Here is a 13691-nt window from a genome sequence, read left to right as displayed (position 1 = left end):
CGGGGCTTCCACCCCGGCCCGCTGGCCATCTCACGCGCTCTGCTGAACCAACTTCCGGGAACTACGGGCCTGGTAGGCCTTGTCGAGGACGACCGCCACGACGAGGATCGTGCCCTTGACCAGGTACTGGTAGAACGAATCCACGTTCATCATGTCCAGACCCGTGTCGATCTCGCTGACCAGGATCGCCGCCAGCACGGTGCCGAGGATCGAGCCGCGGCCGCCGGCCAGGCTCGTGCCGCCGATGACGGCGACCATGATGACCTCGAGCTCGTACCCGGTCGCCGCCAGCGGTGACGCGGACGACAGCCGGCCGGTCAGGATCAGACCGCCGAGGCCGGCCAGCAGCCCGCTGAGCGCGAACACGATGATGATCGTCCGGCGGACGTTGATGCCCGCGAGCCGCGCGTTCTCGGCGTTGCCGCCGAGCACGAACAGGCTGCGGCCGAAGGTGGTCGCCTTGAGCACGAACGCGATCAGCGCGGCGAGCACGAGGAACAGCACCGTGATGGTCGGGATCGGCCCGACCATGCCGAGCCCGAACACGTCGAACAGCGGATCGGAGAACGTGACGCCCGCGGTGTTCGAGCTGCCGATGGCCCAGGCGATCACCAGGTAGGTGAGGCCGCGCGCCACGCTCATCATGCCCAGCGTGACCGCGAAGGGCGCGAGCTTGAGAAGCGAGATCAGCAGGCCGCTGAGGGCGCCGAGCGCCGCCGTGACCACCAGGGCGATCAGCATCGAGAGGGCGGCCGGGAGCTGCACCGGGTTGGCCGCGCCGAACGCGGTGCCGAGCAGCCCGGCGCCGATCGCCCCACCGAGCGCCATCATCGACCCGACCGACAGGTCGATGCCGCCGATGGAGCCGGTGCTGATGACGACGATCGTCAGGCCGAGGCCGACGATGCCGAACATCGACGCGCTGCGCAGCAGGTTCTCGATGCTGGCAACGGAGAGGAATTCCGGGGACTGGGTGGTGAACACGGCCGCCAGCAGGGCGATCAACACCACGAGCGCCAGTTGCTGGCCCTGGATGGGCAGGCGGCGGGTCCGGGACGCCTTCGCTTCGCGCTGGCGCCCTGGGTTCTGTGCTAGCAACGTCGACATCTACCTGTTCCTGCTCTCTGCGCGGGGGAACCGAAGCGAGCTGGCCGTGGTCATGTCCGCCTCCGGCGCCGCGCGATCCCGTCGAGGCTGATCGCGAGCAGCAGCACCAGTCCGGTGACGACGTACTGGATCTGCGTCGAGGCCCCGAACAGGTTGAGTGCGTTCTGGATCACGCCGACGATGAAGACACCGATGAGGCTGCCGATGACGGAGCCGCGGCCACCGGTGAGGCTGGTCCCACCGATCACGACCCCGGAGATCGCGATCAGCTCGAACCCCGTGCCGATGACGGTGTCGGCGCTGGCCTGCCGCGAGGTCAGGATGATCCCGGCCAGACCGGCGAGCAGGCCCAGCAGCGTGTAGACGAAGACCTTCGTCCGGTCGACCTTCAGGCCGGACAGCCGGGCCGCCTCCGGGTTGCCGCCGATGGCGTAGATGGCGCGGCCGACCGACATCCGCCGGGACAGCCACCAGAGCACGGCGACCGCGACCGCGAAGAACACGACCGGCGTCGGGACCCCGAACATCGCGCCCTGACCGAGGAATGCGTAGCCGTGCGGCATCGGGTCGAAGGTGATCGGGTACCCGCCGGTGTACAGGTACAGCAGGCCCTTCACGAAGATCATCGTGCCCAGGGTGGCCATGAACGGCTCGATCTTCGTCCTGGTGATGATCAGACCGTTGATGAGGCCGATCAGGGCGCCGACGGCGAGCCCGACGAGCACCGCGAGCGGCACCGGCAGTTTCACGCCGGAGACGAGCGCGTTGTCGCTCACGGACCCGGCGACCAGCGACGCGGTGACCGCCCCGACCAGGCCGACGGTGGAGCCGACCGACAGGTCGATGCCGCCGGTGATGATGACCAGGGTCATGCCCACGGCGATGATGCCCGTGATGGCCACGACCCGGGCGATGTCGAGGAAGTTGGAGAACGACAGGAACGCCGGCGAGACGGCGCCGAGGACGATCACGAGCAGCACCAGCACGATGCCGCTGGCGATGTTCTCGAGCTGAATGTTCAGTCGAGCCAGGCCACGCTTCGGCGCCTCGACGACCTGGCGGTCCAGCTGCGCGGTGGAGCTCACGCGTTCGACCCTTCTCTAGTTGGCTCAAGTCCCGCGACGGCCGGCTCGGGGCCGGAGGTGGTCGGCTCGAGACCGGAGGCGTACATCACGATCGCCTCCTCGCTGAAGTCCTTCCGGGCAAGCTCACCGGCGACCCGCCCCTCGTGCATGACGAGGATCCGGTCGCTCATGCCCATGACCTCGGGCAGATCGGACGAGATCATGATGATCGTGGCGCCCTGGCCGGCCAGGTCGTTGATCAGGCCGTGGATGGCGGCCCGCGCGCCGACGTCGACGCCGCGAGTGGGCTCGTCCACGATGAGGATCTTCGAACCGGCGAAGAGCCACTTCGCCAGCACCACCTTCTGCTGATTGCCGCCGCTCAGCCGCCCGGTCTCCTGCTCGGCGCGCGGCGGGTAGACCTGCAGGTCCTGGATGAGCCGTCGCGCCTCCTGCCGCTCGGCGCCCCGGTTGAGCTGGCCCAACCGGCTCACCTTCGACATGCAGGCGAGGCTGATGTTCTGCGCGTTGCTCATCGACAGGACCGCGCCCTGATGCTTGCGGTCCTCCGGCACCAGGCCGATGCCATGCCGGATGGCGGCGCCCGGCGAGTCGATGGTTACCTTCTCGCCCTCGACGAAGATTTCGCCGGAGGTGATCGGATCGGCGCCGAAGATCGCCCTGGCCAGCTCGGTGCGGCCGGAGCCGACCAGCCCGGCGAGGCCGAGGATCTCGCCGCGGTGGGCGGTGAGGCTGACGTTCTTGAGCTTCGGGGTCGAGAGATCCGACACCCGCAGCGTCTCGGGACCGCGCTCGTGCTCGGTCTTCGGGAAGAGCTCCGACAGCTCCCGACCCACCATCATCGTCGCCAGGGCGTGCGACCCGGTCGTCTTGGCGTCGACGGTGGTCACGATCTTCCCGTCGCGCAGGATCGTCGCCCGGTCGCAGATCTCACCGACCTCGTCGAGCCGGTGCGACACGTACAGCACGGAGACCCCGTCGGCCTTGAGCTGGCGCATCAGCGTGAAGAGGCGTTCGATCTCCGCCTCGGTCAGCGACGCAGTCGGCTCGTCCATGGTGATGATGCGGGCGTTCATCGACAGCGCCTTGGCGATCTCGACGAGCTCCTGTTCGGCGGTGCCGAGCCGGCCGACCATCGTCCGGGGATCGATCCTCACCCCGAGGCGCTCGAGGATCTCCCCCGCGCGCCGGTAACAGCTCGCCCAGTCGACCAGCCAGGGCATCCCTTTGCGCCGGGGCAGCCGGCCGATGAAGATGTTCTCCGCGACACTGAGGTACGGCAGCACGCTCAGTTCCTGGTGGATGAAGGCCAGGCCGGCCTCCTGCGCCTGCTTCGGGCCGGCGAACTCCACCGGCTGCCCGTCGATCAGGACCGAGCCGCCCTCTCTGCCGATGACGCCGTTGAGGACGTTCAGCAGCGTCGACTTACCGGCGCCGTTCTCGCCGAGCAGTCCCAGCACCTCGCCGCGCCCGACCTCGAGGTCGACGCCGTGGAGCACCTGGACGTTCCCGTACGACTTGGTTATGCCCTCCATGCGCAGGAGGGGCTGTGGAGTCGATGAAGCGACCATGGGCACGCTCCCTTTCTCGTGCTCCCGTTGGCGGTCGGTCGGTAAAGGGCCCTTTCCGCTCGCCGCCGACGACGGCGAGCGGAAAGGGCGGCCGCGGATCGCGATCCGCGATGCAGAACGGGTGGCTTACCAGCCGACGAACTGCGGGTCGTTCATGTTGCTGGGGTCGACGCCGAAGAAGTCCGGCTTGACCCAGACCATGCCCTCGTGCTCCTCGAGCGCGGCCTTGCGGCCCTCGTGCTCCTGGTTGGCGAAGTCCGGCTTCTCGCCCTTGAGTAGCTGGGTCATCAGGCGGGTGCCGATGACGCCCTCGTCCTGCGGGAAGAAGATGCCGTCGTAGTCGATCTCGCCCTTGCGCAGCATGTCGAGGGCGTTCTTGTCGCCGTCGCAGCTGACGATCTTCAGGTCGTCGCGGCGGCCGGCGTTCTTGATCGCCTGGATGCCACCGAAGAGCATCTCGTCCGCCATGTAGTAGATGGCGTCGAGCTGGCCCTTGGGGAAGCGCTGCAGGATCGCCTCGGTCACCTGCTGGCCACCGGAGCGGGTGAAGTTGCCGTCCGCCTTGTAGACGACCTCGATGCCCGGGTTCGCGGCGATCACCTTGTAGAACGCGCCACCCCGGTCGACCGTGGAGCCCGCGCCGGCGGTGCCCTCGACGACAGCGATCTTGCCCTTGCCGTTCAGCGCCTTGACGATCTGCTCGCCACCGACGGTGCCCGACTTGACCATGTCCCAGCTGACCAGGAAGTCCCACTTGATGCCGGAGCCCTTGGTCTCCATCCGCCGGTCGACGACCGCGAACGGCACCTTGGCCTGGTTGACCTTCTTGATGGCCGGGATCATCGGGTCCGACACCGCCGGGGTGAGGATGATGCCGTCGAGCTTCTGCGCCAGGAAGTTGTTGAGCTGCTGGGTCTGGACGGCCGGGTCGTTCTTGCCGTCGGCGAAGATGACCTCGACACCCAGCTTGGCGGCCTCTTCCTTGGCCCCCTTCATCATCAGCTGGTAGACGGGGTGGTCGAAGTAAGCCACCGACCAGCCGATCTTGTCACCCGAGCCGCTGCCCGACTTGGACCCGGAGGAGCATGCCCCGACGGCGGCCAGGACGGCCGCCGCGCCCAGGGACAACGACGCGCGCCGCGTCATCTTCGCGTCGAAAACTCGCATCTGGTTCGTCCTTTTCGCTAACAAATATGCGTGATGCAGGGATCGGCCTGTCGGCCGGTGATGCGTGCCGGGCGGGCGCCCCCGGAAACCGGGAGGCCGTCGGCGAAGGCCTGGCGAAGCCGTCACCGGGGTCGGCGTGCGAACACTCCGTCGCCGGTGTCGACGTGCTGTCTGCGGATGACCTACGCGGGACCACGGTCGGGAACCAGCAAGGTAATCGATGTCACGACCGTCAACGAGCTGGTCACGTGCCATTTACCGGCATGTCAACCCTCTTCCAAGATCGGGTCCTACCGTGGCCTCGTACGCCACGACATCCGCGAAGCGACACAGCGTCAGGGTCACCGACCGGGAAGATCATGACCTTCCCGTCCCGGTCACCAAACTGGCGCGCATCGACCGACGCGCGCCGCCCGGGACCGAGCGCAGGCGCGCGAGGTGCGCCCCTGCACCGAGCCCAGACATCGGGACGATTCGGGGGGCGGAGGCGGACCGCGGATCAGCGTGGTGTCCGTCTGTCCGGATCGGCTGGTCCGCCGCGTCCGGAGCCCTCCTGACTCATCGCCGTGAGGCACCAGGTAATCGATGTCACATGGTGGTTAGAAGGTAGACACGCGCCTGAAACATGTCAAGGGCCCGCGCGGACCGATCTCCGCGGGCGCGTCGTGGCTGCCCGACGGCGCCCGCACGGGTCAGGCGTCGGTCTCGGCGAGCGGGCCGTCCACCGTATTGAGCAGGCCCAACATCCGCTGCACCACTGCGGCGATCTCGGTGCGCGCCGGCGCGAGGTACTTGCGCGGGTCGACGAGCTTCGGGTCGGTCAGCGTCGCCCGGACGGCACCGGTGAACGCCACGTTCAGGATCGTGCCGATGTTCACCTTCACGATGCCGGCCGCCACGGCGCCGCGCAGCTCGGCGTCGGCCACCCCGGACGAGCCGTGCAGCACCAGCGGCACCGGGACCGCGTCCCGCAGCCGGGCGATGAGCTCGTGGTCGAGCCGGGCCGTGCGGGTCGTCATCGCGTGCGAGCTGCCGACCGCCACCGCGAGCGAGTCCACGCCGGTGGCGGCGACGAACGCCGCGGCCTCCCCCGGATCGGTCCGGACGCCCGGCGCGTGCGCGCCGTCCTTACCGCCCACCTTGCCCAGCTCGGCTTCCAGGTGCAGGCCGCGCTCGTGCGCCCACTCGGCGGCGGCCCGCGTGGCGGCGACGTTGTCCTCGTAGTCGAGGTGCGACGCGTCGAACATGACCGAGCTCATCCCGGCGTCGGCGGCCTGGTGCAGCAGCGCGGTGTCCTCGACGTGGTCGAGGTGGAGCGAGACCGGCACGGCGGCCTGGGCGGCGACCGCGGCCGCGGCGGCGGCGATCGGCGCGAGCCGGCCGCCGTGGAACTTCACCGCGTTCTCGCTGATCTGCAGGATCACCGGCGCGCCGGCCTGCTCCGCGCCGGCCACGATCCCCTCGGCGTGCTCGAGCGTGATGACGTTGAAGGCGCCCACGCCGATCCGCTGCGCGCGAGCGTCGTCGATGAGGGTCTGGGTGGTGACTAGCGGCATCTGCTGCCTCCGGGGTGACGACCGGACGGGGCCGGGGACGGCGGGGCGGGACGAAGATCCGTGGCCGACAACCCCGGCTCGTCGCGCTCTTGACAGAACTCCAACGAAACGCAACGCTAACCAGCGAAACGCAACGGCGCAATGCTTCACAAGTCGAGGAGTCGTCGATGATCCCGTTGCTCGTCGGCTTGGACGTCGGCACCACCAGCAGCAAGGCCGTGGTCTTCACCGCGGCCGGCCAGCCGGTCGCGCAGGGCCGTTCCGTCACGCCGTGGACCACCACGGCGCAGGGCGCCGAGATGGACCCCAACGCCGTGCTCGACTCCGCCCGCGAGGCGTTGGCGCTGGCACTGGCCGACGCGCCGGAGGGCGCGGTCGCGGCCGTCGGCGTCACCAGCATGGGCGAGTCCGGCGTGTTGCTGGACGGGCGGGGCGCGCCCCTGGGACCGGTCATCGCGTGGCACGACACCCGCGACGGCGCCGAGGTCGACGACCTGAAAGCCGCCATCGGGGACGACCGCTTCGCCCGGCACACCGGCCTGCCGCTGCGCGGACAGTGGTCGCTGACCAAGCACCGGTGGCTGCTCGCCCACCATCCGCAACTGCGCGCCGCCACCCGCCGGCTCAACATCGCCGAGTGGGTGGTCCGCGGCCTCGGCGGCGAGGAGGGAGCGGAGCAGTCGCTCGCCTCGCGCACCGGCTGGCTCGAGTTGAGCAGCCGCGGCTGGTGGCCGGAGGCGCTGGAGTGGTCGGGGGCGAGTGCGTCCCTGATGCCCGAGCTCGTGACCGCGGGCACCCCCTTGGGCCGGGTCACCGCGGAGGCCGGACTCCCCCGGCTGACCGGCGCGGTGCTCACCGTGGCCGGCCACGACCACCAGGCGGCGACCGTGGGTGTGGGTGCGGCGGGGCCCGGGGACGAGCTGGACTCGTGCGGCACCGCGGAGGCGCTGATCCGCACCGTCCCCATCGGACTGGACGGCGACGCCGTCGCGAAGCTGGCCGGCGCCGGGATCACCACCGGCTGGCACGTGCTGGCCGACCGGTGGTGCCTGCTGGGCGGGACCCAGGGCGGGTTGGCGCTGCAGCGGATCCTCGCGCTGCTCGGGCGGACGTCGCGGGAGCTGCCCGACCTCGACCGCGACGCGCTGGCCCGCAACACGCCGCCGCTGCGCGTCGACGGCGTGGACGATGAGGCGTTGACGGTGTCCGGGATCGGCAGCGGGCTCACCCCCGCCGACCTCTGGCGCGCGGCGCTGGAGGCGGTCACCGCCCAGGCCGGGTCCGTGCACTCGGCCATGTCGGCGGTCGTCGGCGACCACCAGTCGCTGGTCGTCACGGGCGGCTGGGCGCGCAGCCACGCGTTGCTCGAGGTGAAGCGTCGGGTCCTCGGCCCGTTGCGGCACTCCTCGGTGGACGAGGGCGGCGCCCGCGGTGCGGCGCTGTTCGCCGCCATGGCCGCCGGCCTGTACGCGACGCCGGCCGAGTTCCCCGTGGTGGACTGACGCCCCGCGGGCCCGGCGCGGCACGGCAGGGGGCGCCGGCGGCGGGGTCGATCCGAGATCATCACCTGTAACAGTGGCGCGGCGATGACGAAGGAGCAGATGGCATGAGTACGACGTGCGACCGCGGCCGCGGCGCGACCCGGCGTACCCGGACCGTTCGCGGCGCCCGTCCGGGCGCCTCCCGCCAGCCCGCGTGGAGCGCGTCGTGACCTCCCCGGTCGACCAGCCCGGCGACCCGGGTCAGGCCCGCCGGGCGCCGTACGCCGCGGAGCGCAAGCAGGCCATCATGACTGAGCTGCGCGCGGCGGGCCGCGTCGACGCGGCCGAGGTGGCGGCCCGGCTCAACGTCACCAAGGAGACCGTCCGCAAGGACCTGATCGGGCTGGAACGGCAGGGGCTGTTGCGGCGGGTCCACGGTGGGGCGGTCCCGGTCGGGCAGCTCTCCTTCGAGCCCGCCGTGGTCACCCGCACGTACTACAGCGAGGAGAAGACCCGGATCGCGACCGCGGCGCTGGCGCACCTGCCCGCCGCCGGCGCGGTCCTGATCGACGCCGGGTCGACCACGGCGCGGCTGGCGGAGCTGTTCCCGGCCGACCGGGAGCTGACCGTCTACACCAACACCCTGCCGATCGCGCTCGCCCTGGTCGACCACCCCATGCTCACCGTCGTGACCCTCGGCGGCCGGGTGCGGCCGCTGACCCTGGCCGAGGTCGACGACTGGGCGGTCCGCGCGCTGGCCGAGATCAACGTCGACGTCGCGTTCCTCGGCGCCAACGCCATCTCCGTGGAGCGCGGGCTGACCACACCGGATCCGGCCGAGGCCGCCGTCAAGCGGCTCATGCTCGGCAGCGCCCGCCGGCGCATCCTGCTCGCCGACCACAGCAAGGTCGGCGGCGTGAGCCTCTGCAAACACGCCGACCTGTCCGACATCGACCTGCTCATCACCGACACGGGCCTGCCCGATGCCGACCTGAAAGCGCTCCGGGCCGCCGGCCTGGAGGTGGAGCTGACATGATCATTACTCTCACGCCCAATCCCAGCGTCGACCGGACCGTCTTCATCGACGAGCTTCCGCGCGGCACCGTCATCCGCAGCAGCCGCAGCCGCAGCGAACCCAGCGGCAAGGGCGTCAACGTCGCGCTCGCGCTGCGCGCCCACCACCACGACGTGGTCGCCGTGCTGCCGGTCGGCGGCTCGGTCGGCACGCAGCTCGTGGAGATGCTGCGGGACGCCGACGTCGCCCACCTCACCGTGCCGATCGCCGGCGACGTGCGCAGCAACATCAGCCTGGTCGAGCCGGACGGCACCGTCACGAAGGTGAACGAGCGCGGGCCGGAACTCGACGGCGCGGAGGTCGAGGCCCTGATCACCGCGGCGCTCAAGGACACCCACGACGTGACGTGGCTGGCCGGCTGCGGCAGTCTCCCGGCCGGCGTGCCCACCGATCTCTATGCCCGGCTCACCGCCGAGGCGCGGCGCCACGGCATCCGGATCGCCATCGACAGCTCCGGACCCGCCCTGCGGGCCGCCCTCGCCGCCGGTCCCGACCTCGTCAAGCCGAACGTGCACGAGCTGGCCGAGGTCGTCGGCCACGACCTGCAGACCGTCGGCGACGTCGTCGACGCCGCGGAACGACTCCGCGAGCAGGGCGCCCGCACGGTGCTGGCCAGCCTTGGCGCGGACGGCGCGGTGCTGGTCGACGACCGGGGCGCACTGCACGCCGAGGCCCCGGTGGCGAACGTGGTCAGTGCCGTCGGCGCGGGCGACGCGCTGCTGGCCGGCTTCCTGTCCGCCGGCGGCACCGGCCACGAGGCGTTGCGGGCCGCGCTGACCTGGGCGGCCGCGGCCGTCCAGCACGAGGGAACCCTCTTCTCCGGCGCCGACCCCGAGTGCACGGTCACGTTCCACGCCGAGATCGCGCGTGAGCGTCGACTCGTCGAGCCGGTGACGCGGGCGTGACGGCGTAACGCGGCGGCACGGGCTCCGTTCGGGCCCGAGCGTCGCCGTTTCGCGCCGTCGCGATCGCTCATCCGGCGCGGCTGTGCGTCACGAAATCAGTCGCCATGCCGGTGACACGGCGCACAGGTCGTTGGTACGGTCGCCCGATGCCGACGGATTCCGTAGCCGAGCGCATCGACCGCGCCCGCCTCGACACCCTGCTGGACCGGGAGCGCTCCGCGTTCGTCGACCGTCATCCCCGGTCGGCAGCCGCCCACGCCCGCGCCGACCACCTGTTCGGCCGGGTGCCGATGACGTGGATGAACAAGAGCGCTGCCGGCTTCCCCGTGTACGTGGACCGGGCACGCGGCGCGCGGCTGACCGACATCGACGGCCACGAGTACCGCGACTTCTGTCTGGGCGACACCGGCGCGATGGCCGGGCACTCCCCCGCCCCGGTGGTCGAAGCGGTCACCCGCCGCCTGGCCGAGCTGGGCGGGGCGAGCACCATGCTGCCCACCGAGGACGCCGCGGTCGTCGGCGCCGAACTGGCGCGGCGCTTCGGGCTGCCGTACTGGAGCCTCTCGCTGACCGCCACCGACGCGAACCGCTGGGCGATCCGGCTGTTGCGCGCCGTCACGGGTCGTCCCCGCATCCTGGTGAACAGCTACTGCTACCACGGCTCCGTGGACGAGTCACTCATCGTCGTCGGGCCCGACGGGCGACCGCACAGCCGGGAGGGCAACGTCGGTGCCCCCTGCGACGTGACCCTGACCAGCCGGGTCGCCGAGTTCAACGACCTCGACGGGCTGTCGCGGGAACTGGCGCACGGCGACGTCGCCGCGGTGCTGATGGAGCCCGCGCTGACGAACATCGGCATCGTCCTGCCCGAGCCGGGCTACCTCGACGGGGTCCGCGCGCTCACCCGGCAGCACGGCGCTTATCTCGTTCACGACGAGACGCACACTTTCTCGGCGGGCCCCGGCGGCGCGACCGAGGCATGGGGCCTGGACCCGGACGTGGTCACGATCGGCAAGGCCATCGGCGGCGGTGTCCCGATCGGCGCGTACGGCCTCTCGGCCGAGCTCGCCGCCGCGTTGACCGGCCGCACCGACCTGGACCTGGTCGACATGGGCGGCGTCGGGGGGACCCTGGCCGGAAATCCCGTGTCGGTCGCCGCCGCCCGGGCCACCCTGCTGCAGGTGCTCACCGACGACGCGTTCGCCGGCATGATCGAGGTGGCGACCGCCTTCGCCGACGGCGTCCGCGCCATCATCGACGGTCACGCGCTGCCCTGGTCGGTGAGCCAACTCGGGGCGCGGGTGGAGTACCGCTTCGCCGCCCCGGCGCCCCGCACCGGCACCGCCTCGGCCGCCTGCGCCGACCCCCAGCTGGAGGACTACCTGCACGTCTACCTGCTCAACCGCGGCATTCTGCTGACCCCGTTCCACAACATGGCGCTGATGTGCCCGCAGACCACCGTCGACGACGTCGTCCGGCACCACGAGGTCTTCGCCGGCGCGCTCGACGAGCTGCTGGGCTGAAGACCGGCTCGCGCGCTGGCAGGATGGGCGCATGGATCTCGATGCCGGCGCCGGACTGCTGCACCGACTGACGTCGTACGTGCCGACGCGGGACTGGGACGTGCCGACGGACGATCCTCGGGTCCGGCACGACCTCGTTCCGAACGATCCCGCGACGCTGCCACCACCGATGAAGGCGTACCCGGACGGGCTCGATCTCCTCGCCCTGCCGCGCGACCTGCCCGACCCGGGCGTCCCCGCGACGGCCGTGCTGGCCGGCGTCGCCTCGCCGACGCAGCCCATGGACGCGGCGCAGCTCGGCCGCGTGCTCTTCCTCGGCGCCGGCGTCGTCCGCACCGCCGAGCGCAACGGGCGCCCGATCCTGTACCGCGCCTCCGGATCCGCCGGCGCCCGCTTCCCGCTGGAGGTCTACGCCAGCACCCGGGGCGTCGCGGGCGTCCCGGACGGGGTGCACTGGTACGACGCGGCCCGGCACGCGCTGGTCCGCGTCGGCCCCGCCGCCACCGGGACGGTCACGACGATCGTGGTGACCGGGGTGCCGTGGCGCACGGGCTGGCGCTATGCCGAGCGCGGGTGGCGGCATCTCTACTGGGACGCCGGGACGCTGCTGTCTCAACTGTCGGCGGCGGCCGCCAGCGCCGGGCTCGCGCCGCGGCTGCGCTCGCGCTTCCCCGACGCCGCGCTTCGGGAGCTGGTCGGCGCGGACGGGGTGCACGAGCACCCGCTGGCCCTGCTCTCGCTCGGCGACGGAGAACCGGCGATCAGACCCACCGGGGCGGCGGTGCCGGGAGAGCTGCCACCGGTCGAGCTACCACTGTGTACGGTCGCGCAGCGCGCGGGCGACCGTGACGCGCTCGGGGGGCCGTGGCCGCACGCGGCTCCGCTGTCGGAGTTCCCGCCGTCGGATCCGCTCGACGAGGTCGTGCGGCGCCGCGGTTCGCAGCGGCGGATGGACCGGTCACGGACGCTGCCGCGCGCCCTGCTGGAGTGGCCTCTGGCCGCGGCGCTGCGCGGGGTGGACGTGCCGCACTGGGTCGCCGTCCACGGCGTCGACGGCGTGCCGCCCGGGCTCTACCGATGGCCGGACCTGTCGACGCCGCTGCGGACGGGAAACCTGCGCGGCGAGCTGCTGTCGGTCTGTCTCAACCAGTCGCTCGCGGGCGACGCGGCGTACGTCGTCATCGCGGCCACGCCGCTGTCCACGCTCGACGACCGCGGCTATCGCGACGCGCAGCTCGCGGCCGGGCTGGTCGAGGGCCGGCTGCACCTGGCGGCGTACGCGCTGGGGGCGAGCGCCTCGGGGATGACGTTCATCGACTCGGCTGTGCCCGGTCTGCTGGGCACCTCCGGTGACCTCGCGACGTTGCTCTTCACCTGCGTCGGCGTCCCGGAATACGCGGCGCGCGCCGGCGGCGGGCCCGGCGCCCCCGTCGCGATCCGTCCGGTCGTGCCCCGCCACGGGGGCGCGTGACGAAGGGTCGCGCCCCGCCACGGGGGCGCGTGACGAAGGGTCGCGCCCCGCCACGGGGGCGCGTGACGAGGGGTCGCGCCCCGCCACGGGGCGCGTGACGAGGGGTCGGTTACGCGCCGGGGCCGAGCAGGGCGATCGAGGCCCGCACCGCGACCTCGGTGACGTCGTCGACCCGGCCGCCGTCCTCGACGGTCGCCGCGATCAGCTCGCGCAGCCCGCCGAGCAGCATGATCGCGAGCTGCCGGGACACCGGCGCGGCGCGGACGGAGCGCCACTGCTCGGTGTCGCAGAGCTTCTGGATCATCACGATGAACGACTCCATCGTGTCGCGCTGCAGCCGGCGCGCGGGCGCGCCGAGCGCCGGCACGTCCCGGATCCAGCTCACCGTGATGGCGGGCGCGGATTCGGCGGAGGCGATCCACGCCTCGATCGCCTGGCGCACCTGGGTCGCCCAGGGCGCGCGCGCATCGACGGCGGCGGAGATCTCACGGATCATCTTCGCGTTCGCGGCGGTGAGCAGCGCGACGAAGCACGCCTCCTTGTCGGAGAAGTGCGCGTAGAAGGTGCGGCGTGAGGTACGCGCGCGGCGCACGATGTCGGCGACCGTGGTGGTCCGGTAGCCGACCTCCGCGATCGACACGGCGAGGCCGTCGAGCAGCCGCTGGCGGAAGGCGGCGGTGTCGTCGGGCCCACCCGCGGTCGGCTCCGCCGGGCGCGGTAGTCGTGCGGTCGTCACCGTGGTCACGGTAT

Annotated in this window: 11 protein-coding genes; 5 read left to right on the top strand and 6 right to left on the bottom strand. The window is 71.8% G+C overall.

Annotated features, from left to right (window positions below):
• Positions 1-30: 30 nt before the first annotated feature.
• From BLW47_RS23355 to BLW47_RS23335, 5 genes are all read right to left on the bottom strand, one after another.
• Positions 31-1107, bottom strand: a complete 1077-nt coding sequence (locus BLW47_RS23355) for an ABC transporter permease (RefSeq protein WP_091562409.1) — start codon at positions 1105-1107, stop codon at positions 31-33.
• 50 nt (positions 1108-1157) lie between these two features.
• Positions 1158-2192 (bottom strand): ABC transporter permease, encoded by a 1035-nt coding sequence (locus BLW47_RS23350; protein ID WP_217634927.1) that lies wholly within the window; start codon positions 2190-2192, stop codon positions 1158-1160.
• A complete protein-coding gene (locus BLW47_RS23345; protein WP_217634926.1) occupies positions 2189-3727 on the bottom strand; it encodes a sugar ABC transporter ATP-binding protein in 1539 nt (512 codons plus the stop codon). Before BLW47_RS23345 ends, BLW47_RS23350 begins: the two co-directional genes overlap by 4 nt.
• 162 nt (positions 3728-3889) lie before the next feature.
• Positions 3890-4930, bottom strand: coding sequence for a substrate-binding domain-containing protein (locus BLW47_RS23340; RefSeq protein WP_091562402.1), 1041 nt, complete (start codon positions 4928-4930; stop codon positions 3890-3892).
• Between the two features lie 692 nt (positions 4931-5622).
• Positions 5623-6486 (bottom strand): class II fructose-bisphosphate aldolase, encoded by an 864-nt coding sequence (locus BLW47_RS23335; protein ID WP_091562399.1) that lies wholly within the window; start codon positions 6484-6486, stop codon positions 5623-5625.
• A gap of 167 nt (positions 6487-6653) precedes the next feature.
• Between BLW47_RS23335 and BLW47_RS23330 the strand changes: the two genes are divergently transcribed.
• The 5 genes from BLW47_RS23330 to BLW47_RS23310 all read left to right on the top strand — a co-directional run bounded on the left by BLW47_RS23330 (position 6654) and on the right by BLW47_RS23310 (position 12941).
• Entirely contained in the window at positions 6654-7988 is a 1335-nt protein-coding gene (locus BLW47_RS23330; protein ID WP_091562395.1) for an FGGY-family carbohydrate kinase, read from the top strand.
• Between the two features lie 205 nt (positions 7989-8193).
• On the top strand, positions 8194-9003 hold the full coding sequence (locus BLW47_RS23325; protein WP_245737012.1) for a DeoR/GlpR family DNA-binding transcription regulator: 810 nt from the start codon (positions 8194-8196) through the stop codon (positions 9001-9003).
• Entirely contained in the window at positions 9000-9947 is a 948-nt protein-coding gene (pfkB, locus tag BLW47_RS23320; protein WP_091562392.1) for a 1-phosphofructokinase, read from the top strand. The genes BLW47_RS23325 and pfkB overlap by 4 nt, the downstream gene beginning before the upstream one ends.
• 146 nt (positions 9948-10093) lie before the next feature.
• A complete protein-coding gene (locus BLW47_RS23315; protein ID WP_091562389.1) occupies positions 10094-11470 on the top strand; it encodes a transaminase in 1377 nt (458 codons plus the stop codon).
• A 31-nt stretch (positions 11471-11501) separates the two neighbouring features.
• Complete coding sequence (locus BLW47_RS23310) at positions 11502-12941, top strand: nitroreductase family protein (RefSeq protein WP_091562385.1); 1440 nt, start codon at positions 11502-11504, stop codon at positions 12939-12941.
• Positions 12942-13050: 109 nt separating this feature from the next.
• On the opposite strand, the gene BLW47_RS23305 is transcribed toward BLW47_RS23310, so the two are convergent.
• Positions 13051-13677 (bottom strand): TetR/AcrR family transcriptional regulator, encoded by a 627-nt coding sequence (locus BLW47_RS23305; protein WP_091562382.1) that lies wholly within the window; start codon positions 13675-13677, stop codon positions 13051-13053.
• Between the last annotated feature and the right edge of the window lie 14 nt (positions 13678-13691).

Source organism: Micromonospora pattaloongensis, from assembly GCF_900107255.1.
GTDB lineage: Bacteria > Actinomycetota > Actinomycetes > Mycobacteriales > Micromonosporaceae > Micromonospora_I > Micromonospora_I pattaloongensis.
The sequence above is the reverse complement of the archived record's forward strand: the minus strand, read 5'-3'. Positions and strand labels throughout refer to the sequence as shown.

Excerpts from the sequence above, each read along its gene's own strand:
- BLW47_RS23335 (WP_091562399.1), bottom strand. The coding sequence starts at position 6,486 with ATGCCGCTAGTCACCACCCAGACCCTCATCGACGACGCTCGCGCGCAG.
- BLW47_RS23340 (WP_091562402.1), bottom strand. The coding sequence starts at position 4,930 with ATGCGAGTTTTCGACGCGAAGATGACGCGGCGCGCGTCGTTGTCCCTG.
- BLW47_RS23330 (WP_091562395.1), top strand. The coding sequence starts at position 6,654 with ATGATCCCGTTGCTCGTCGGCTTGGACGTCGGCACCACCAGCAGCAAG.
- BLW47_RS23355 (WP_091562409.1), bottom strand. The coding sequence starts at position 1,107 with ATGTCGACGTTGCTAGCACAGAACCCAGGGCGCCAGCGCGAAGCGAAG.
- BLW47_RS23310 (WP_091562385.1), top strand. The coding sequence starts at position 11,502 with ATGGATCTCGATGCCGGCGCCGGACTGCTGCACCGACTGACGTCGTAC.
- pfkB (WP_091562392.1), top strand. The coding sequence starts at position 9,000 with ATGATCATTACTCTCACGCCCAATCCCAGCGTCGACCGGACCGTCTTC.
- BLW47_RS23315 (WP_091562389.1), top strand. The coding sequence starts at position 10,094 with ATGCCGACGGATTCCGTAGCCGAGCGCATCGACCGCGCCCGCCTCGAC.
- BLW47_RS23345 (WP_217634926.1), bottom strand. The coding sequence starts at position 3,727 with ATGGAGGGCATAACCAAGTCGTACGGGAACGTCCAGGTGCTCCACGGC.